This window comes from Paenibacillus sp. FSL H7-0331 (assembly GCF_001956045.1).
Map to the genome: position 1 here is coordinate 157830 of NZ_MRTH01000002.1, position 21094 is coordinate 178923.

Here is a 21094-nt window from a genome sequence, read left to right on the forward strand (position 1 = left end):
AGCTGTATAACTATAATAGCAAGTAACTGACAAGCACACCTGTGCCACCAAACAGTAAACCAAAGCCGAGATTCCATGCAGTAATCCGATAAGGATTGACGCGGAGCAAGCCGCTCATGATCGTTACTGTTGAATTAAAAGTTCCCATAAAGGATGAGCATAAGCATGAGGTAATGAGTACCATTGCGATACTTAGCGGATTCATGATCACAAGAACTGGCTGCAGTAGGAAGCCAAATACTCCCATTACGACCAAAGGATGAATACCTGCAACCGGTAATAGAAAGCAAACCAGAAAAATAACAATAAGCAGTAAGGATGGCCAGTGTGAGATCGATTGAACGGAGCCCTCGACCAGATGAAACAGCGGGCTTTTGGACACCGCACTATTGAAAAAACCGAAGGACAGGAACAATACCAATAAATGGCGCAGTCCGACGATGCCCTCTCTCCCATGCAAACGGATGGCGGCGACAAAGCGCCCCAATCGTCGCAAAGCGATAGCCCATACAATAGAAAAAGGAAGCAGTACAAACGTCATTGCCGTGAAAAAGGAAAGATGTAAAGCCGATTGCAGTAAGAAAGCGAGAGTAATCAACAGCAAGAGAGCGAACAAAAATGTAATGGTTTTGGGCCATGATGGGGCTTTGGCAGTAGCTTGTATCATGGCTTCGTCCTTGATTCGTCGGTAGCTTAAGCCCCACAGGCCGCCAGCTATAAACATCAGGACAGATAAGCCAAGCATCCAGGGAAGCAGCGACATATATGAGACGCCGGTAATGAGCACAGCGGTTGCCACCAAGGGCTCGACCGGACTCCACAATGCGACTATTCCGAAGCCGCGTAAGATGGCACTGGCGATGAACCGATTGGCCAAACCCTGCTCTTGATGCTGCAGATGCTTTTTCAATACTTTGTGAACCAAAGGAAGAGCGGCAAAAAACAGAAAAAGGCTTAGCAAATAACTTACAGCTAAGGAACGTACATATAAGCTGCCCAGGTTACCGGACTTCACGTGGAGCCATCTGCTCAAGTGCCGATCGTAACCGCCTATCCGGATAACCCGATTAATGAACGGAAGCATGTACAAAAGCGAAATCAGCATGACGTTGGATGTCATCAATAAGGGGAGCTGAGAGATCGGAAGCTGTCCCCAGATCATACATGCAATGCCTGCTGCAATAAAAAGAGAGCCGGCGATTTGAAACATCCTGCGAGCGTCATGCATGGAAATGGCTAGGCATACGATCGCAAGGCTACCTTCAACTATTAGGAGCCAGGTCGAGCCGATCAAGGTCTGCAGTACAAAGGTTAAGACTAATAAGCTGTAAAAAATGGGTCTTGTTGAATGGATCATGGTGGTAATCACGGTTGTTCTCCTGTCTGAGTAGGTATCAGTATTAATTCTTTAGGTATTATAGCATTGAACGATTTAATGAGGTATCCTTTTTATAACATAAGAATTTATAAGTTTTCAGCAAAGCTGAAGGATTCTTATCTCGCAAGAAAAGCAACCTATTGGACACGGATGTATCTTCGTCGAATAGGCTTCGATCAGAAGCTTTTCTTATAAAAGAGGAAAAACCTTCAAGTTTGCGCTATATGGATTGTGACTTAATAATAAAGGAGAATATCAATGAGCACTTCTAAACCAGCGGCGGCACGTCCCTCTTTAACAGAAGGACCTATCGCCAAAACGCTTTTCTTATTTTCTTTACCGATTTTGCTTGGCAATGTGCTTCAATCTTTGAATGGTTCTGTCAATGCGATCTGGATTGGCAAGTTTCTCGGTGAGCAAGCGCTTGCGGCAACGTCAAATGCCAACATTATTATGTTTTTGTTAATTAGTGCGATTTTTGGAATTGCCATGGCGGCTGTTATTTTGATCGGACAAAATCTTGGAGCCAAGCGTGTAGACGAGGCTAAAAAGGTAGTGGGCACGAGCGCGGTATTTTTTATGGTACTATCGATTATTGTTGGAGCGATCGGCTTGATTTTTTCACCGGAAATTCTAGATTTGTTGAATACGCCGGCAGATGCGAGGGAGTTTGCAATTGCGTATACGCGGATTATTTTTGCAGGGGTACCTTTTATGTTTGGCTATAATCTTGTGATGGCCGTTCTGCGTGGGTCCGGCGATGCCAAAACCCCATTTTACTTTTTGCTGCTGTCGGTCGGACTTGACGTTCTGCTGAATCCGTTATTGATCGAAGGGATGGGTCCCTTTCCACGGCTTGGCATATCCGGCTCTGCTTATGCGACCTTCTTCTCACAATTGGTCAGCTTTGTGCTGCTGCTGTTATATTTGTATAGAAAAAAATATTTTCTTCGTATCACCAAAGACGATCTCCATATGCTGCGATTAAAATGGGATATTGTACGCGCTCTCATTCAAAAGGGACTTCCAATGGGTTTGAATATGGTGGTGGTTTCGTTAAGTAATCTGTTCTTGGTTCATTTGGTGAACTCATACGGCTCTGAGGCTTCAGCTGCTTTTGGTATCGCTACCCAAATTTCAAGCTATGTACAGATGCCAGCTCTTGCGATAGGCGGTGCGGTTACCTCAATGGCAGCGCAAAATATTGGCGCAGGGAATTGGGAGCGTGTTAATCGGATAACATGGACGGGTGTGGCCTTCAATGTGGGATTGACGGGCGTGCTGGTATCGTTCATCCATTTATTTAACCGTCAAGCCGTCAGCCTGTTCCTCCCCGAGGGGAATGCGATAGATATCGGTGTGCACATTAATAATTTAACGCTCTGGTCGTTCATTATATTTGGGATCTTCAATGTGGTCGCCGGTGTTGTCAGATCCTCTGGGTCCGTTATAGTACCGCTGGTCATTTCTTTTATCGCCTTATTGCTGGTGCGGAATCCGCTTGCTTACCTCTTGGGTGGTTTGTACGGCTTTGACTCCATCTGGTGGAGCTTTTCGATCAGCTTTACGGTAGCAGCGGTTTTGAACATTCTCTACTATCGATTCGGAAATTGGAAAAAAGCAAGAATGGGGCCGGCAGCTAAACCAGCCTAACGCTTGCGAAATACATCAAGAAGCAGCTCATTGCCCGATGTGGACTGTGTTTCCCAGGTTGCAGCAAAACGGACCTGATGAGAAACACCCAAAATATCGTAGCGATTGACAAGATGCTGTCGGGCATTACCGACAATGAGCGAGTGCAGCCGCACCTGTTTATGAGCGCCTAACTCAGCAAGCTGCTGGCGGACGGGTGCGCTAATCGTGCCTATACCGTCGGTGACCATGACGAAATCGGCGTCCTTGAAACGGGAGTTGGCTTCCACCATCTCAATTCCCCGTTTGATGGGAGCATCGAAATGGGTGCCTCCGCCAAATGCCAGCTGTGTCAACGCGTAAAATGCTGGCCAGTCCGGCTTACGCCAATATAACGTTTGCTCGACCAGTTCACCTTGGGCACCAAACAGCAGCAGGGCAAAGTCGCGCCGCTCCAACATACTAAAGGCAGCAAAGGTCGCGACAAAAATTTGTGCTACCCGCAGCTTGCTGCCGCGCATCGAATGGGATGTATCCAGCATACAAACGACCGGCCCTTTGTGGGGTTCTTTGGTGCGTCCGCTCACATTGTAAGTCAGCAGCTTGCGGTCGAGCCACTTCACCAGAAAATACGATTCAAAATCCGGATCAGCCAGCAAACTGGCTTCACTTGGCAGCATATGGGCGATATCGGCTGATTGCCGCAAATCGTCATAAGCTTCAGGAATATGGGGCGAGCGTTGGTTGCGGCGCTGTACCTTGAGATGCTGCAGGTTGCGACCGACTTCCTGAAGAAAGGCGATCAGCTCCGGGTGACGCTTCAGCTTGTCCAGCCATTGGAGATAGTTGGCAAATTCCTGTCTGTGCAGCCTTCCAAGATCACTTCCCCAATAACGATTGGCTACGCGTTGGCTCGCTTGCAGCAAATCGTGAACGTCCAGACTTTCCTGCTCTTCACGCCCCAAGGCTTCCTTAAGCGAACGGTTCAGCCATTGTCCCAGCTGCTCCTCGAGCTGTTGATAGGTGTCCTTCTCGCGTTTGGTCAATCGTTCCAACTGACGTTCTCGCTGCTCAAGCTCAGCTTCGGACTTGCGCAGCTTCAGCTTCAGCTTATCCCGTTTCACGAAATCCGTCCGCATCTCCGTTTGCAGCGTTACAATACGTTCCTTCAACTGTTGAATCTCCGATTCCACCAGTGGCCTTGAATCGAGCGAAGCCTGCTTTTCCTCAACATTGCGTTTCCCCAGCTGGAGCGTATATCCGACCAGCTTCAGTCGCTCCAGCTGTTTATCGCTGAGATGCTCGCTGATCTGAGTGCTGTCCTGCCCGAGACCCGTCTGCCTGTTCTGCAAGCCTATCCCCATCAACGTTTCATCCTGCTTGCGCTGCTTCACCTCTTCGGCATAAGTTGTTGTCAGCCACATTAGCGCTTTAAGTGCGGTTTTGAACGAAGCATTAACCTCACCTATTGTGCGGGGACGAATGGAGCGATAAAAAAACTGCCTGCGCAGCTGTCCAACCAGCCAATGGTGAAAAGGTGCAGCTTCCTGGGAACGGTTGATTTCCGGCTTGGGTAAATAAAAGCACATGAAAAAATCGGCAAACAGCTCCACCGAAAACCAGGCCGCCGATCCCTTCGTCTCGCGAATCCATTCCTGCGCCGTGCGCGATGAGTGGACATATCCATCAAATACATAACGGTCTATACGGGCACATTGGATGATCAACCTCACTCACCACCTATACGTATAATGGTGCTGCATGCTAAAGTGTGTAGTCGTATTGGACTCCGGGAATTTCACGATCAAACAAGGTGCGGTATAAGCCTTGCAGTGTCTGCAAGATCCGTTCTCCCTGAATCCGCAAATGCGTGTATTTAACAGCGTAACGATCCGTATGGATCAGCAAAAAGTTTTGGTTGCGGATATAGCCGGGCCAATCCTTTTCCCGCTGCTGCCACTGCACCAATTTACCGCGCAGCTGTCGGGCTGTCTCTTCAAGCTCTTGCTTGCATTGCTCAAGTCGATCCTTTAACTGCTCCTGCGCTTCTTTTCCGAGTGATCCGCCGACTTCCTTCTTGAACTGGAAGGCATGTAGCTCATCCTCCATATCGAGCCATCGTTTGGCGGTCTGATCATAGTCGTGAAGGGGCAGATCCCGCTCAGACTGCTGTTTAAGAGCCTCCTGAAAAGCGGTCTGAAACAATTCCTGTACTACCGTCACATCCTCTGGAAAATCCCACAGCATGTTAGGCGTATATACGGTGTCCCACACATTGACTGCATCACGCCCGTTTAAAGCCGCTGAGGTTTTCCACAATTGCCCGATCTTGCGCCAGCGGCGGTCTGATAAGGTGAATTCTTTAGCTTCCATAGCGGTTTTCAACTGGTACAGCATATAGATAAGAGATTCCGGTATGGTGACCTGTTCAGACGCCTTTCTAACCGTTTCCACATCCTTGACTGTCAAGAGGGAGGGAAGTGAGTCGGTTGGAAGCTGAAACATCTGCTCGTAGCTCGACATATGCTTCAGGAAGCCAACCTCGTAGCGAATCAGAAAACGGTCATATAATGCGGCCAATTGCTCATTTTCTTCCGGTAGCTCGTTGGAGGCCGCCATCAGAAAAAGGAGCGGGGACTCTTCTTTGTCACGTCCATTGAAAAATATCCGTTCATTTAATATGGATAGCAAGGCGTTCAGGATAGCGCTGTTAGCTTTGAATATTTCATCGAGAAAAGCAAAGTCAGCAGCAGGCAAATACCCTTCAGTTTGCCGAATATATTGATCAAGCTTCAGCTTCTGCAGCGAAACTGGACCAAACAGCTCATCAGGTGTTGTGAAGCGGGTTAACAGGTATTCAAACCATTCTCCGCTGCCGAACAGCTGTGAGATCGCTCTTGCGAGCTGCGATTTGGCTGTGCCGGGAGGGCCGATCAGCAGTACATTCTCATTGCCCATCAAGCCGAGTACAAGTAAACGAATCAGCTCTTCACGCTCCAGGAAGCGGCTTTCCAGCAGACCGATAGCCTGCTCCAGCTGATGTTGAATTCTTTGAATTTCATTCATTTGAATGTCCGTCCGCTTGTAACAACGACCTTAATCGTTAGCGAACGGGTACCTCCCCTGCAAATGTGTCATAGCTTGCCCAAGTCCAGCTCTAATTGTAACAAAATAATTTTAGATATACGAATCATCACAGGATTTCTATTTGTGAGCGGGTTCATGGTATGATAAGACAAAACTTTGAGGAGGGTATCAACCATGTCTAACATTTACGAAATATCCGTGCCGACAGCGAGCGGTGGGAGTAAATCATTAAGCGAATACAAAGGTAAGGTGCTGCTGATCGTGAACGTGGCTTCCAAATGCGGCTTTACACCGCAGTATGCAGGTCTTGAAAAGCTGAACCAGCAGTGGAAGGATCAAGGGCTGGTTGTTCTGGGCGTGCCCTGCAACGATTTTGGCGGACAAGAGCCAGGAAGCTCGGAAGAAATCCAGGAGTTTTGCAGCTTGAACTACGGTGTCACCTTTGAAGTGCTGGGCAAAGTTGCTATTTTGGGTGAGGATAAACATCCTTTATACGCGCTGCTAACGGAGCAGGCTGAGCAGCAGGGCGATGTCAAATGGAATTTTGAAAAGTTTTTAATTAGCAAAGAGGGCACAATTGCCGGGCGATTCTCGAGCCGCGTTGCACCTGAGGATGCTGAGTTAACGGAAGCCATTGAGAAGCTGCTGTGATAACTTCTACATATTTGGAAAACGAAGGATTGTGTGGTATGCCGCATAATCCTTTTTTTCTACATGATTCGATTAATTTCGTCATCAATTTCCTTCATTTATGATATAATTGACGCTGAAAAGCTAAACTTTAAGTTTTGAGAGGGCTCGCATGACTTACTTCCACAGGGAAGCTCGTTGTTGTCTAACAATGAGAGGGTATTTTAGCGGAATCTGCTCATACAGCAGACTGGGGAGAAGGCAATCATGGATTATTTAGAATCATCGCTGCCACTTACGCAGCAGCCCCTATTCATGCTTAGCGGCGATGCTATCGTGCTTCTGGGTTCGAATGGTAAAATTATACAATTAAATGCGGAGTGCAGCAGATTGCCGGGACTAAACTCCAAGGATTGGTTAGGTTGTACTTTTGAATCTCTTCTCGATAAGGAGAACGGACATACGTTTGCTGCCCATTTTCAAGGTGCATTGCGAGGATTGGCAAGTAATCTGGAGGTTGAATTTCCTGAACGGGGCGGGCAGGTTACGGAGCTGCAGTTGCGCTTAATCCCGGTTGACAGTGATGGACAGTTGTTTATATATGTGGTGCTCAAGGACGTGACAGACCAAAAGAGAGCATTACAGCTCATTGAGCATATGGCTTATCATGACACATTGACAGGACTACCCAATCGCACCATGTTTCAAATCCAGTTGACACAAATGATTTCTGCTTCTTTGGGCAGTTCTGAGGATGACCAGTTTGCCATTCTGCTGCTGGACTTGGAAAGGTTTCAAATGGTCAACGATTTGCTCGGCCCCAATCTGGCAGATTTGCTGCTTAAGCAGGTTGGTGAAAGGCTGCAGCTTCTTGCGGGATTCGATTGTACGGTAAGCCGATTAGGTAACCATGAATTTGCCGTTCTATTTTCCCGATTCGGAGACTCCGCAGAAATTGTGGAGAAAGCCCGCTCGATTCATGAACAACTGATGGTTCCTTTTTTGGTGAGGGATCGGGAAATTGTGATTGTGGGGAGTATCGGATTGGCTTTTTACCCGCAAGACGGCACGGACATGAATGGACTTCTGCTGCATGCGGCCAATGTACAGGCAATGGAGAAGGAATATGGCGAAGGTGTTTACCGTCTTCAGCAAGGGGATTTTGGAGCAAATGCGCGGCTTCGCTTAGAGCTTGAGCATGATTTGCGCAAGGCGTTGGAGCGCGAAGAGTTTGAGTTATATTATCAACCACAGTATGACATACAGCGTAATGAGCTGATGGGTGCAGAAGCGTTGATCCGCTGGCATCATCCGAAGCATGGCATGGTTTCACCTGCACAATTCATACCGCTTGCCGAGGAAACAGGCTTGATCGTACCGATTGGTGAATGGGTGCTTCGTACTGCATGTCGGCAAAATAAGCAGTGGCAAAGGGCAGGATTTCTGCATTTATCGATTTCCGTGAACTTATCGCTTCGTCAATTTCAGAAGCATAATCTGATCGGTGATATTACGCGGATTTTAAAAGAAACCGAACTCGAATCCAAATTTCTGGAGCTGGAAATTACAGAGAGTATGGCGATGGACAATGTTGAGCGTGTGATTCGCAAATTAAATGAACTGAAGGACTTGGGTATCCGAATTTCGATGGACGATTTTGGGACCGGCTACAGCTCACTTCAATATTTACGCAGACTTCCCTTACATAAGCTAAAAATCGATCAATCATTTATTCGCGATATTAATCATGATGCCGACAGTGCGGCAATTGTAAGTACGATTATAGCGATGGCCAACCATTTAAGGCTGGAGGTGGTCGCCGAAGGAGTGGAAACGGCACAGGATTTGCAATTTTTGCTGCTCCAGGACTGCCGCCACGCACAAGGATATCATTTTAGTAAACCGCTTCCTGCAATGGAATTCGAACGTTTGTTAAACGAAGGGGGGGAACTTCTGTCGCCTTTTTATGTGCAGCCTTGAAAATTTGCTCTTTTTCTTGAGTGTAAAAAGGACTATAATAAAGCGGGATTCCAAAAGTCCCGTTTTACTTATACAGCAATACCCTAATTGCCAGGCTGACCGGAGTTCCGGAAGCTGAAATACGTTGTAATACTTACGATGCAAGTTTTGCGAAAGCAAAACTCTAAGCAAATGCTTACGAAGAAAGTTTTGCGAAAGCAAAACTCTAAGGAGGGATTTCCATGCAAACGATCGAACAGAAATATGAAGAGCTGGGCCGTATTTTACACGAGATGGATCGGGTCGTCGTCGCTTTTTCCGGTGGCGTGGATAGTGCTTTTCTATTAAAAGCAGCTTTGGAGTTTTTGGGTCCTGAGCGTGTTTTGGCGATAACCGCAGATTCCGAAACGTATCCGGTTCGGGAGAAGGAAGAGGCCATTCTGCTCGCCAAGGAGCTTAATGCGCCGCATGAGGTTATTCATACAAGTGAGTTGGACATTCCTGGATATGCCGAGAATCCGACGAACCGTTGTTATTTTTGCAAAAATTCATTATTCGAGCATCTCATTCCGATTGCAGAGAAAAAAGGCTATCATCACGTTATATTCGGTGCAATTGCCGATGATTTGGGCGAACATCGCCCGGGACTTCAAGCTGCTCATGACCAAGGTGTACGTGCGCCGCTGCTGGAAGCGGGTATCAAAAAATCAGAAATCCGCCATCTATCCCGTCAATTTGGGCTGCGTACATGGGATAAGCCTTCATTTGCTTGTCTGTCTTCAAGAATACCTTACGGGGAAGCGATTACAGCTTTAAAGCTGTCGATGATTGACCAAGCTGAGGATTTCCTGATTCAACTCGGATTCCGTCAAGTGCGGGTCAGACAGCATGAAAATCTCGCTCGTATCGAAGTGCCTGCCGCAGATCTGCCCGAGATGCTGGCCGTAGCTGAAACCGTACATGCCAAGCTGAAAGAAATCGGCTACGCATACGTGACGATGGATTTAAAGGGCTACCGCTCAGGAAGCCTGAACGAAGTGCTAAGTCCCGATCAGCAGTCCGTTCATGCAGAAACCGTATAGCTTAAGGAAAATGGATTCCATAAAACCGATACCTGGAGGTAAGACAATGTCAGCAAAACCAAAAGTTCTTATCACGCAAAAAGTGCCGGAAACGGTTCAAAATTATTTGAACGAGCATTGTGACTGTACTTACTGGGACAAGGAAGGCACGATGCCTCGTGCTGAACTGCTGGAAAAGATTACGGATGTAGAAGGTGTATTCCTCTCTGGAGGGGCTGTTGATACCGATCTGCTGGATCGTGCTCCTAAGCTGCGCGTAGTCAGCTCGTCTTCGGTTGGTTACAATCATTTTGATCTTGAGGCTATGAAGGCAAGAGGAGTACTTGGCACGCACACTCCATACGTTCTGGATGGAACTGTTGCCGATCTTGTGCTTGCGCTCATGCTGAGTGCAGGTAGGAGAATTGCGGAGCTTGATGCTTTTGTGAAGGCAGGTAAATGGCAAAAGGGTGCTGTAAAAGGTACTGAGCTGTTCGGAATGGATATTCATCATGCAACTGTTGGGATTATCGGTATGGGACGAATTGGTGAAGCGATTGCCAAGCGGGCTGTACACGGCTTTGATATGAATCTGTTGTATTATAGCCGCAGCCGTAAGCAAGATGTTGAGGACAAGTATGGCGCTCGCTACTGCTCCTTGAATGAGCTGCTGGTTGAGTCGGATTATGTAGTCATTATTACGCCTCTGACACCAGAGACCGAGCATATGATTGGTAAAGAGCAATTTAGTCTAATGAAGCCAACGGCGTTCTTCATTAATGCATCGCGTGGTGCAACGGTAGATGAGCAGGCGTTGATTGAAGCCTTGAACAACGGAACAATTCGTGGCGCAGGCCTTGATGTGTTCGATGTGGAGCCAACACCGATCGACAATCCGCTGCTCAAAATGCCGAACGTCGTTACCTTGCCGCACATTGGCTCTGCAACTGACAAAACGCGATACGATATGGCCATGCTGGCAGCGAAAAATCTCGTTGGTGCATTAACCGGCGGCGAAGCGTATGTTGTTCAGGAACTGCAAGGCATAGGTAAAATATAATCGTCATAGGAGATAACACATCTGATCCATACAAAAAGCCCGTCCCGGCAGCCAAGCTGCTTGAGACGGGCTTTATTTACTTATATGTATTTAGGTGTTGATACTACTACTAAAGGGGTTCTCTTTTATGAAATATCGTAAGGCAGATCGGCTCTTAGGTTTACAAAAGAACTGGCAGCCAGCAAACAAGGATGAATAGAGGACATGGGTGTGGGGTGGTAAGTTTACGGGCCGTCTTTGAAGTCGTGTTCCCACCTCCGAGTCTAATAAATGGAACGCGACTTCAACAACGGCTGCAACCCCATACCCATGTCCTCGCCAACGCACCAACGTAGGGGTTTAGACAATCGTTCTCATCCTTAGAATTACATATGAAATGGGCTTATCTTATTACAAATTCACCTTGTATCGGATCAACTAAGGGTGAAGCCGTCCCATCATACCAAATTTGCAGCGAATGCAAAGCGCGGGTACAGCCCACATACAGCAGCTTGGCATCCTGCTCGGTAGCCGGGTAATGAACATCATCCACATCAATGATCAATACCGCATCGAATTCGAGTCCTTTAGCCATGAAGGTCGGAACGATGGAAATACCACCCTCATAGTGCTGTTGACCCGCCGCGATCAGGTTGACCGACAGGCCAGCTGCATTAAGCTTCTTGTAGAGCACTTCGCTGCGTGCCTCGGTGCGAACGAGAATCGCAACGGTTGAAATTTCTCCGGTTTGCAGCTTCTGTACAGCAGTGATGATGGAGGCAATCAGCTTGGCTTCATCCACCCGAACAATTTGGACAGGGTCTCCGCTGCGGAACACAGGAATGGCCAAGGCTGCAGGCTGATCCAGTCCGAGCTTTAATACCTCATTGGCAAAATATATGATTTCCATCGTAGATCGATAGCTGCGATCCAATTGAAAATAAGCCGTTTTACCTTCTTCAAAAAGCGCCGTAAACTCATCCCACTTGCGAATCCCTTGATAGGCATGAATCCCCTGGGAAAGGTCTCCCAAAATCGTAAACGATTGGTTGCGGGTATGCAGATTTAACAAAGCCACCTGAAAAGGTGAAAAATCCTGGGCTTCATCAATGACCGTGTGATCAAAGGTCAGATCCCCGTGGATACCTTGAAATTTGCTGCGAATGAAGAGTAGTGCTGCCAAATCCTCGGGCTGAACACGCTTTTTCTTAAGGTGCGCTTCGGTGGAGGCAAGCAATTCCTTAGGTATTTCATTGTAAAGTTCGACGGACAAATAATCGGGCTTACCCGCGGTTTGGAACAGCTCTTTATAGAACGTAAAGGGGGTATAGGCCGTCCAATGCTTGGCATAGTCGCGCAGCCGACTGGAAGCCTTTTTCTTATAGTCCTTTTTCAGATGAACCTCCCATACCTTCTCAAGCTCCATTTCCTGCCAACGTTTAACGCGCGCCATCACACGCTCACGCCGTTTCATTAAAGGGTCATGCTTGTATTCTACCTCATACCACTGACGCATCGTTTGCTTGCTCAGCTTGACACCGTCCCAAGGACTGTAATCTGCATGAGGAGCGGCAGAAGCTTCGAATTGCTCCAGTGCTTGCTCCAGCCATTGCATGAACTTAATCGAGCCCTTCCAGCGGCCCGGAGCAGCGTCGTTCATTACAGGCCGGCCCGGACCGGTTTGAAACCAGTAACGCAATTGCTCGGAGGTATCGATCAGCTTCACCTCATGCTCCAATAGCTCCAGCGCCCAGTCACTAAAAGTAGTTTGCTGAATATCGCCGACACCAAGCTCAGGAAGCACGCCTGAAATATAATCGAGGAACATTCGGTTAGGCGCGAAAATAATCATGCGTTCAGCACGAACCTGATCGCGGTATTGATACAGCAGATAGGCAAGTCGATGCAAAGCTACCGTTGTTTTACCGCTTCCGGCGACACCCTGTATGAGCAAAGCGCTGTTCTTGACAGCACGGATAATCGAATCCTGCTCGGACTGAATGGTGGAAACGATGTCGCGCAGCTTATTATCCTTGTTTTCTCCCAAACGGTAGAGCAGGAATTCATCGGTAACTGCCATGTTGTCGCCGTTTCGATCGAATGTATCGACTACCCGCTGGAGAATTTGTTTGCGAATGACAAGATTTCGTTTTAAAAACACAAGGCCTTCCACAAGACCATCAGGGGAATCGTATTGAGTAGCATCCAATCCTCCTGTGTACGAATAGAAAAGGGAAGCAACCGGTGCACGCCAATCGACGACCATCAGCTCCAGCGTCAAATCCTTCTCAACGCCAACCTTGCCAATATAAAGAGGGAGAGGCTCCTTGTGACCGCTTTCCTGAAAATCAAGCCTGCCAAAATAAGGTTCGCTCTGGGCAACAGCCAGATTACGACGCCGTGAATCACGGATCGAATCCAGCACCTGTTCGGTGTGATCATGCCCGGTATAGGGCGGAATGCTTGCCAGTTCCTGCAGCTGTCGGTCAATTTCGGTGAACGTGTCCGCCAACCGTTTCATTTCCTCGTCATACGCGTTTTGCATGCTGATTTCCAAGTGATAACCTCCGCTCATTCCGTTCATATTGTGTTAGACAGGACGGATATCATATCACAATTTACATCTACATTGCAATCATTGTATGAAATGTATAATTCCTGCGAATATCCAGTGAACTGAATCATTCCAAAAAGCCTCGCGTCGCCGGATTGCCAACGAACGCGAAGCCTTTTGCATGAAAATTGTAATTAATGATGGAATCGCAAAGGCAAGCTTTCCACTCCATGAACGATAAATCCGCGTGCCGGCTGAAGCAAATCCTGATTGATCCGCTGCAGGTTCGGAAGCCGATCCAGGATGACTCTAAGTGCGACCTTGGCCTCCAGACGTGCAAGCGGTGCGCCGAGACAGAAGTGGATACCATGGCCAAAAGCAATATGCGGATTAGGGTTTCGCGTGATGTCGAACGTATGGGCATTCATAAATTTGTGTTCGTCACGGTTTGCCGATCCAATCCAGGCAACGATCCGGCTGCCAGCTGCAATCGTTTGTCTACCAATCTCTAATTCCTCCTTGGCCGTACGAAACATGGCTTGAACAGGGGAACGATAACGAAGCACCTCTTCAATGGTAGAAGGAAGAAGCTGCGGGTCTTGGCGTAGCTGATCCCATTGCTCAGGATGCTCCAACAAGGTAAGAACGGCATTGCCGATCAAATTGGTAGTCGTTTCATTGCCTGCGACAAGCAGCAGCGAACAAAAAGCTAAGATGTCATGCTCTGACAGCTGCTGCTGCTCCTCCTCAGCCAGCAGGAGAGCGCTGATCAGATCATCCTGAGGATGGATGCGGCGTTTGGCTATGATCTCACGGAAATAGGCATGCATCTCCATGAGTGCTTGTTGGGACTCTGGATTGACTTCCCCAACTACGGCATTGGCTGAGGCTACGACCTCATCGGACCAATGCTTGAACCGGTCGCGATCCTCGCTTGGAATTCCCAACAGCTCGGCTATAACGATAACCGGCAGCGGGTAAGAGAAGTCACGAATAAGGTCGATCTTACCTGATTGAATATATGGAGCAAGCAGTTCGTTGGCAATCTGCTCGATACGCGGCTCTAAGGCAGCAACCGCTTTGGGCGTAAAAGCACGGCTAACCAAAGAGCGAAGCATGGTATGCCTTGGAGGGTCGGTCGTAATTAGAGAAAATCCACTATTAGCCTGTGCAGACTTTTGAGCAGCAGTTTCAGCACTCGCTTCATTGCCGTGGCCGGAAGAAAAGCGCGCTTGATCGGAAAGCACGGTCCGTACATCGTCATAGCCGAACACAGACCAGAACTTCATAGCTTCCATATAAGCAACGGGCTGTCCTGCGCGCATTTGATCATACATAGGATAAGGATTTCTGAGCAGCTCCGGGGTTAATAAGATACTCACAAGTATCATACCTCCTCATTTTTTGTCACGAATGGCAAGTCTGGGTTCTGGGTAATCACATAGCTTTTGGAAAGGTGTTATTATTTCCCACCTATACCTGAGCTATACCTTTGTTTACCCGGAAATGGACAAATCACGATGAAATTATATGAGAGTTTTACGAACGATAGCTTTTTCGATATGATATTATCCATCTACTTAGACGAATTGGAGGCTGGGATCATATGAGAACCGAGGATCAAATTAAAAGAAAACGCAATGAGCTGGTTGTCCAACTGAAGTCAGCAGAAGCTGAGCTGGCAAATTTACTGCAAAGCAATCCCGAGAGCGAGGGGAAAATCGATAGGCTTCGTTCAAAGACTGAACAGTTGGAGTCCATGGTTATGATGCTGGAATGGGTACTGAATGAGCCAAGCGGAGCCTATCATAATTAACCTTGCAAGCTACAACAGGCCGGCTCTTTAACCTGCTTACACCTCTAATTTACATTCTGTTGATGATCTCGAGCAAATTTTACATAGTGATAATGTAAGCAGGCATTCTGTTAAATCTTTGATAGTTACAATTGAACATATGTCCACTTTATACATATGTTTGGCCAAAACTGTTGGAGGTGTTGAGTCAGAATGAAAACAAAGACTTTAAAGCTCATTACAAGTATCGCACTGACAGGAGGATTATTAGTTAACAGTCCTGAGCTACTTCCGATTGGCGTTTCAACGGTACAGGCGGCAGAGCAAGCTGCGGCACCATCCGTGTACATTGCCCCAATCGATCGCGCGAAATTTATAGCTGGCGGCAAGTTTGATTTCCGCGTAGAGCTGAACAATTTAACGGCGATGCCGAGTTCCGTAAGCATCACGGTTAACGGCAAGGACGCCGAGCAGTTTTTCGATAAGCCTTTTGTTAAAACGAACACAAGCAAGAGCCAGGAATTTACCATTCGTGATGTGATGATTAGCACAGCAGGTACATATGAAGTAGCAGTAAAAGCGGATGGTTTGTCTAAAACCGTAAAATATGAGGTTGTATTGGCGGACAATGGCGGACAGAAGGCAAAGAATGTGATTTTGTTCATCGGTGACGGAATGGCATTCCCGGACATTACCATTTCCAGGGTGATGTCCAAAGGACTGACTGAAGGTAAGTATAACGGTCTGTTGGAAATGGATAAATTTGAACAGCGGGCAGTAGTGACTACCTCAGGGATGGATTCCATCGTTACAGACTCTGCGAACAGCGCAAGTGCTTATAATACAGGCCATAAATCGGCTGTAAACGGTCTTGGCATTTATCCGGATAACACAGAAAGCTCTTTGGATGATCCGAAGGTAGAGACGCTGGCTGAGATGTTAAAACGCAGCAAGAAAATGTCTGTAGGCGTGGTATCGACTTCCGAAATTGAAGATGCAACACCTGCTGCAGTTGTTTCCCACACACGCCGCCGTGCCGACAAGCCGGAAATCGCTGAAATGCTGTACAAATTGCAGCCGGAAGTTATTTTGGGTGGAGGCTCTGCTTACTTCTTGCCTAAATCAACACCGGGCTCCAAGCGTAAAGATGATCAGGATTTATTCGATATGTTCCAGAAAAAGGGCTACACGATCGCTGAGAACGCAACACAGCTAAAAGCTGCTAATGCACCAGATAAGCTGCTCGGCTTGTTCCATCCATCAGATATGAGTGTATATTACGACCGTTCTACGAACAATACAGCTGAATTGAAAAGCTTTACGGATCAACCGAATTTGTGGGACATGACGTCAAAGGCGATTGAAGTGCTGAGTAAAAACGAGAACGGCTTCTTCCTAATGGTAGAAGGCGCCAGCATCGATAAGCAGCTTCATCCGATGGATTGGGAACGTGCTGCTTATGACACGATTGAGATGGATAAGGCTCTTGGAGTTGCCAAGAGATTTGCCGAGAAGAATGGCGACACGATGATTGTAGTTACGGCAGACCATGCTCACTCTGTTAGCTTGGCCGGCACGTATTGGGAGGGTGACGGCAAATCGGGCAGAGAAGGCTTCCGCACGTATGAAGAGGCCAAATTCCCGACTTATGTAGATGCAAATGGAGACGGCTTCCCGGATAGTCCGGATGTTGACCGTAAGCTGGGGGTCGTATTCGGATCGGGTACCGACTACTATGAAGATTACAAATTCGATCCCATTCCAACTTCACCGGCTGTGAAAAATAAAGAAGGTCTCTATGTTGCCAACCCAGCTAAATTAGCAAACCCGGATGATCCGGATCGTGATCGTTTCTTGCGTAAAGGCATTCTGAACCAAACGACAGACAGCACAGGCGTTCATACCGCTGACGATGTTCCTTTAATGGCATATGGGCCAGGCTCCAGCTATTTTAAAGGTACCATGGACAATACCGAAGTTTTCTTCGGATTAGCTAATGCATTAGGTGTTAATCTGACAGACGCTAAGTCCGATGGTAAAAACTGGGTTCAGCTTTCCACTTTTGTCAATGTGATTGGCGGTACGGTTAAATACGAAGCTACTACCAGAGAAATAACAGTAACGGTCAATGGCAGCAGCGTAATTCTTAACCTGGCTAGCGGTAAAGCGACTAAAGCGGGTAAAGAAGTAGCACTTGATTTCAAGTTTAATAATGGCACGACTTATGTATCGACCAGCTCTATTCTGGAAGTACTTGCAAGCAAATAATCCAATACAAACTTAGCATGATCCGGAGGGGATTTGCATGTTACTGGACAGTAAATGCATGATCACCTTGGGTGCTTGTCTAGTGGGTATGACCCTACTTGTTTCCGGATGCAATCAACCGGCTCCCCTACGTGATGGGGGGGCGGTTGATTTGTCTTTTCAGCAGACAGCCGTAGGAACAGGGAAAACCAATCAGACGAGTTCTAACCAAGGCGATATGAATAAGAGTTCGAATACAACGGAAACCAATGCTGAACAAGCAGCAAGATCAGAAGTGAACCAACCGAAAGCAGATGCACAGACGAACCATTTAGAAGCAAATAAACTGGATACGGATAAATCAGAATCCAATCAACCGGATTTGAAGCAATCAGAGGTCACAACCAAGCAGGAAAATAAGCCCGCTGCATCAGTGGCGGATGTCAATAAGTCTGTTTCACCTGAACCCAAGACGGCATCTGAGCAACAGCCACCTGTATCCGGGGAGTCAGGAGCAGACCTACCAATGCCGGAAAAATCAGCGACGGCATCTACAGCTTCTGAGTCTGCAGTCGAGACCGTGACCAAACCTGCTCCTTCCGAAGCCGCATCACAGCCAGCTTCAACTCCATCCAAACCGCTGTCATCCGAGCAGACTCCTGCAGCTGATAAGACCGCCGCAGTCAATATTGTTAAGGATATAACCAAAGCAGCCACGATTACCTTCAAGGATCTTTACTCGGATATGACCGTTCGAGGTGTAAAGTTCTCGGATAAACTTACACAGCTTGCCAATAAAAAAGTGGAAATGACCGGATTCATGGCTCCTCCGCTAACCGCAAAGGTTAACTTTTTTGTGCTGACCCGTGTGGCCATGTCGATTTGTCCATTCTGCTCCACGGACGCGGATTGGCCGATTGATATCGTAGTTGTGTCCATGCCGAAGGGAAAAGAGGTTATTCCAACTGAGCATCAGGTCAAAGTAACAGGGACTTTGAGTATTGGCTCTCAAACGGATGAAGAGACAGGTTTTGTAAGTCTGATACGAATTATTGCTGATAAGGTAGAGGTGCTCAAATAATGCTGCTGCTTGAACATGTGGACAAAAGCTATATCATCCCGGGTAGGCAGCACGTTCCTGTCCTGCATATTCCGTACTTTCAGATGTCGCCACAGGAAAAAGTGGCATTGGTGGGTCCGAGCGGCTCTGGTAAAAGTACGCTGCTCCATATGATAGCGGGTATTCTTCGTCCGACAAGCGGTACCATTCGTCTGCTTGACAAGCAACTGGACAGCTTGCGCGAATCAGAGCTGGATCGATTTCGGGCCAAGCATATCGGCTATGTCTTTCAAAGCTTTAATCTGCTGCCCGGGTTTACGGCAATGGAGAACGTGCTGGCAGCAATGCGATTCGGTCAAGTCATCCCGCCTAAGTTGCATAAGGAACGTGCCGCCGATATGCTCGATCAGGTCGGATTGTCTCATCGGCTTCATCATAAATCGGGACAATTAAGCAACGGTGAGCAGCAGCGTGTTTCCATTGCCAGGGCATTGGTTAATAATCCGGCGCTAGTGCTGGCTGATGAGCCAACGGCCAGTCTTGACTATGCGAATGCGGAGCAAGTAGCAGCTCTGCTGAATGAGGCTTGTCGAAGTCATGGTGCTGCGCTGCTGCTATGCAGTCATGATCTTGAACTGGCAGGTACCATGGATCGAATCATTAATATACGCGAGCTTTCCCAAACAGCTGCAGGGAGGGCGGGATAAGATATGTCCTTACTACAAATGGCTTGGCGTAATTTGATTAATCGCCGTGTACAGACGTTGATAACAGCTATAGTTATTATAATCGGCGTATCGATGGCTTTAAGCATCATGATGCTCTCGGACGGCATCAAGCAGGGAATTGTCAAAGCTAGTGAGCCATACGGGATGATCGTCGGTTCCAAAGGCAGCGCCAATCAGCTTGTGTTCAACACGATTTTTCTGATGGATAATCCATTGTCCAACATCAGTCTTGATTATTATCGCTTGCTTGAAGCAGATCCAAGAGTGAATCAGGCGGTTCCTTTTGCGCTGGGTGATAATTACAAAGGCTTTCGAATCGTGGGTACAAGTGCTGAATTTTTCACTTTAAGAGGCAAACCTGCAGATCCACCTTATTTTCATTTGGCAGCAGGAAGAATTTTTGACAAAGCCTTTGAAGCTGTAATTGGCTCAAAGGTTGCCACAGAGACAGGTCTGGCCATTGGCGATACATTTGTTTCTGGGCATGGCGTAGCGATGTCCAATGAGCAGGATGAGCACAAGGAAACCCCTTATACGATCGTTGGTATATTAAACGGTGTCTCAGCTCCATCCGACAAAGGCATCTATGTAACGATGGATAGCTACTGGGTCAGTCACGGACAGCATGGCCATGATGAAGATACAGAGACAAATCATGGTCAGGGCGAGGCGGCCAAAGCCTCTGCTGCTCCCACAACGGCACCGGGCAAACCGGGACAAGCGACATTATCCTGGACCACCAACCAGTTGGAAGCACCTCAGGGTGTCACGGCTGCACTGATTAAACCAAAAAGCTATATGGATTTGATGAAAATGTATCAGGAAATCAATCAGGGAGCCAGAGCGCAGGCAGTTTTTCCCGGACAGATTATTGCCAAAATCTTCGATATGATGGGCAGCGGAGAACAGGTATTGAAATATATCAGCTATGTCGTACTTGGGATGTCAGGGCTGACGATTGTACTGGCTTTGTATGGATCGACCATAGAAAGAAGACGCACCGTATCGATATTAAGGGCCATTGGCGCAAGTCGGAGATCGGTGCTGTCCATCGTTCTGCTGGAATGCGTGCTGATTGTCGCGCTTGGGTGCGTCGGAGGTATTGCTGGTGGTTATTTGTTAACGGTGGCTTTGTCCAGGTATATAGGCTCACAAATATCGATTACCGTTATACCGATGTACAATTGGGAACTGCTGAGTATCGTTGGAATCGTTGGGTGTATAGGGATACTCGCAGGGATTATGCCTGCTATGAGCGCCTATCGTATGGAGGCTGCACGGTATTTAAACTCACAATGATCATGGCTTTACAGTGTACAGCATCATAGGAACATAAGGTTAACGAAGCAATTGCTTGAATTTGAGCTCTAGCTGCTTAGGGTCAGTGGTTCCGACAAGTCTGTCAACGATGATGCCGTTCCTGTCTACAAAATAAGTAGTGGGGATTGCAGCAATGTTGTAGGTTTCGGTAACCGCTGCTTTGGCATCAAGTAAAACAGGGAAAGGTATGTGGTATTTACTGACAAAGACTTGTGCGTCATCGACACGGTCCTTGGATGTGACATTAACAGCCAGAATCTCGATCTGATCCTTATACAGCTCATAAAGTCTGGAAAACTCAGGCGCTTCCGCCTGACAAGGCTCGCACCAGGAAGCCCAAAAGTTAATCAATACCGGCTTGCCATTCAGCGAATCCAAAGAATAGGATTGACCATTTAAAGCTGTGAGTGTGAAGGCTGGGGCTGTGTAGCCTTTTTTGGGAAGCTGCTTATTTGTGGTTGTCAGCTGTTGAATAACGGTTAGCAGCGCCAGACACAGAACAACAGCAAGCACCCATTGTTTTTTCATGGATAGAGCACCTAATTTCGCTAGATGTAAGATGAGAGATCATATATTTGTGGCTGATGCTGGTAGACAGCTGAAT

The 21094-nt window shown here is 47.5% G+C and carries 16 protein-coding genes; 10 read left to right on the forward strand and 6 right to left on the reverse strand.

Translation table 11 applies throughout. The annotated features are described in order from the left end of the window. Positions 1 to 10: 10 nt before the first annotated feature. Positions 11 to 1369: a hypothetical protein gene (locus BK127_RS03445; RefSeq protein ID WP_256711159.1), complete on the reverse strand. Its 1359-nt coding sequence runs from the start codon at positions 1367 to 1369 to the stop codon at positions 11 to 13. A 267-nt stretch (positions 1370 to 1636) separates the two neighbouring features. Here BK127_RS03445 and BK127_RS03450 point away from each other — a divergent pair, with 267 nt between their 5' ends. Further along, positions 1637 to 3031 carry an MATE family efflux transporter gene (locus tag BK127_RS03450; protein WP_076228604.1) on the forward strand — a complete coding sequence of 465 codons (1395 nt, stop codon included), beginning with the start codon at positions 1637 to 1639 and terminating at the stop codon, positions 3029 to 3031. On the opposite strand, the gene BK127_RS03455 is transcribed toward BK127_RS03450, so the two are convergent. Then, a complete protein-coding gene (locus tag BK127_RS03455; protein WP_076228605.1) occupies positions 3028 to 4737 on the reverse strand; it encodes a vWA domain-containing protein in 1710 nt (569 codons plus the stop codon). The genes BK127_RS03450 and BK127_RS03455 overlap by 4 nt on opposite strands. 37 nt (positions 4738 to 4774) lie before the next feature. Then, positions 4775 to 6076, reverse strand: a complete 1302-nt coding sequence (locus tag BK127_RS03460) for an AAA family ATPase (protein WP_076228606.1) — start codon at positions 6074 to 6076, stop codon at positions 4775 to 4777. A gap of 195 nt (positions 6077 to 6271) precedes the next feature. On the opposite strand from BK127_RS03460, the gene BK127_RS03465 reads away from it, so the two are divergent. From BK127_RS03465 to BK127_RS03480, 4 genes are all read left to right on the forward strand, one after another. Then, complete coding sequence (locus tag BK127_RS03465) at positions 6272 to 6748, forward strand: glutathione peroxidase (RefSeq protein ID WP_076228607.1); 477 nt, start codon at positions 6272 to 6274, stop codon at positions 6746 to 6748. Between the two features lie 246 nt (positions 6749 to 6994). Further along, positions 6995 to 8707, forward strand: coding sequence for a putative bifunctional diguanylate cyclase/phosphodiesterase (locus BK127_RS03470; RefSeq protein ID WP_076228608.1), 1713 nt, complete (start codon positions 6995 to 6997; stop codon positions 8705 to 8707). A gap of 221 nt (positions 8708 to 8928) precedes the next feature. Then, positions 8929 to 9768 carry an ATP-dependent sacrificial sulfur transferase LarE gene (gene larE, locus BK127_RS03475; protein ID WP_076228609.1) on the forward strand — a complete coding sequence of 280 codons (840 nt, stop codon included), beginning with the start codon at positions 8929 to 8931 and terminating at the stop codon, positions 9766 to 9768. 46 nt (positions 9769 to 9814) lie between these two features. Next, entirely contained in the window at positions 9815 to 10807 is a 993-nt protein-coding gene (locus BK127_RS03480; protein ID WP_076228610.1) for a 2-hydroxyacid dehydrogenase, read from the forward strand. 382 nt (positions 10808 to 11189) lie between these two features. Here the strand turns inward: BK127_RS03480 and BK127_RS03485 are convergent, their stop codons facing one another. Then, positions 11190 to 13343, reverse strand: a complete 2154-nt coding sequence (locus tag BK127_RS03485; protein ID WP_076228611.1) for a HelD family protein — start codon at positions 13341 to 13343, stop codon at positions 11190 to 11192. 191 nt (positions 13344 to 13534) lie between these two features. Beyond that, a complete protein-coding gene (locus BK127_RS03490; RefSeq protein ID WP_076228612.1) occupies positions 13535 to 14722 on the reverse strand; it encodes a cytochrome P450 in 1188 nt (395 codons plus the stop codon). Between the two features lie 224 nt (positions 14723 to 14946). Here BK127_RS03490 and BK127_RS03495 point away from each other — a divergent pair, with 224 nt between their 5' ends. The 5 genes from BK127_RS03495 (at position 14947) to BK127_RS03515 (ending at position 20469) form a co-directional block, all read left to right on the forward strand. Further along, positions 14947 to 15156, forward strand: a complete 210-nt coding sequence (locus BK127_RS03495) for a hypothetical protein (protein ID WP_076228613.1) — start codon at positions 14947 to 14949, stop codon at positions 15154 to 15156. Between the two features lie 192 nt (positions 15157 to 15348). Beyond that, positions 15349 to 17403, forward strand: coding sequence for an alkaline phosphatase (locus BK127_RS03500; RefSeq protein ID WP_076228614.1), 2055 nt, complete (start codon positions 15349 to 15351; stop codon positions 17401 to 17403). A 37-nt stretch (positions 17404 to 17440) separates the two neighbouring features. Then, positions 17441 to 18463 carry a hypothetical protein gene (locus BK127_RS44460; protein ID WP_218638992.1) on the forward strand — a complete coding sequence of 341 codons (1023 nt, stop codon included), beginning with the start codon at positions 17441 to 17443 and terminating at the stop codon, positions 18461 to 18463. Continuing rightward, positions 18463 to 19149 carry an ABC transporter ATP-binding protein gene (locus BK127_RS03510; protein ID WP_076228615.1) on the forward strand — a complete coding sequence of 229 codons (687 nt, stop codon included), beginning with the start codon at positions 18463 to 18465 and terminating at the stop codon, positions 19147 to 19149. The genes BK127_RS44460 and BK127_RS03510 overlap by 1 nt, the downstream gene beginning before the upstream one ends. 3 nt (positions 19150 to 19152) lie before the next feature. Beyond that, positions 19153 to 20469 (forward strand): ABC transporter permease, encoded by a 1317-nt coding sequence (locus BK127_RS03515; protein WP_076228616.1) that lies wholly within the window; start codon positions 19153 to 19155, stop codon positions 20467 to 20469. Between the two features lie 39 nt (positions 20470 to 20508). Here BK127_RS03515 and BK127_RS03520 read toward each other — a convergent pair whose 3' ends face one another. Next, on the reverse strand, positions 20509 to 21018 hold the full coding sequence (locus BK127_RS03520; RefSeq protein ID WP_076228617.1) for a TlpA family protein disulfide reductase: 510 nt from the start codon (positions 21016 to 21018) through the stop codon (positions 20509 to 20511). Positions 21019 to 21094: the final 76 nt, after the last annotated feature.

Bases quoted from the DNA above. Each gene is read 5' to 3' on its own strand.
- BK127_RS03450 (WP_076228604.1), top strand. From the start codon at position 1,637: ATGAGCACTTCTAAACCAGCGGCGGCACGTCCCTCTTTAACAGAAGGA.
- BK127_RS03460 (WP_076228606.1), bottom strand. From the start codon at position 6,076: ATGAATGAAATTCAAAGAATTCAACATCAGCTGGAGCAGGCTATCGGT.
- BK127_RS03465 (WP_076228607.1), top strand. From the start codon at position 6,272: ATGTCTAACATTTACGAAATATCCGTGCCGACAGCGAGCGGTGGGAGT.
- BK127_RS03470 (WP_076228608.1), top strand. From the start codon at position 6,995: ATGGATTATTTAGAATCATCGCTGCCACTTACGCAGCAGCCCCTATTC.
- larE (WP_076228609.1), top strand. From the start codon at position 8,929: ATGCAAACGATCGAACAGAAATATGAAGAGCTGGGCCGTATTTTACAC.
- BK127_RS03480 (WP_076228610.1), top strand. From the start codon at position 9,815: ATGTCAGCAAAACCAAAAGTTCTTATCACGCAAAAAGTGCCGGAAACG.
- BK127_RS03495 (WP_076228613.1), top strand. From the start codon at position 14,947: ATGAGAACCGAGGATCAAATTAAAAGAAAACGCAATGAGCTGGTTGTC.
- BK127_RS03500 (WP_076228614.1), top strand. From the start codon at position 15,349: ATGAAAACAAAGACTTTAAAGCTCATTACAAGTATCGCACTGACAGGA.
- BK127_RS44460 (WP_218638992.1), top strand. From the start codon at position 17,441: ATGTTACTGGACAGTAAATGCATGATCACCTTGGGTGCTTGTCTAGTG.
- BK127_RS03510 (WP_076228615.1), top strand. From the start codon at position 18,463: ATGCTGCTGCTTGAACATGTGGACAAAAGCTATATCATCCCGGGTAGG.
- BK127_RS03515 (WP_076228616.1), top strand. From the start codon at position 19,153: ATGTCCTTACTACAAATGGCTTGGCGTAATTTGATTAATCGCCGTGTA.
- BK127_RS03520 (WP_076228617.1), bottom strand. From the start codon at position 21,018: ATGAAAAAACAATGGGTGCTTGCTGTTGTTCTGTGTCTGGCGCTGCTA.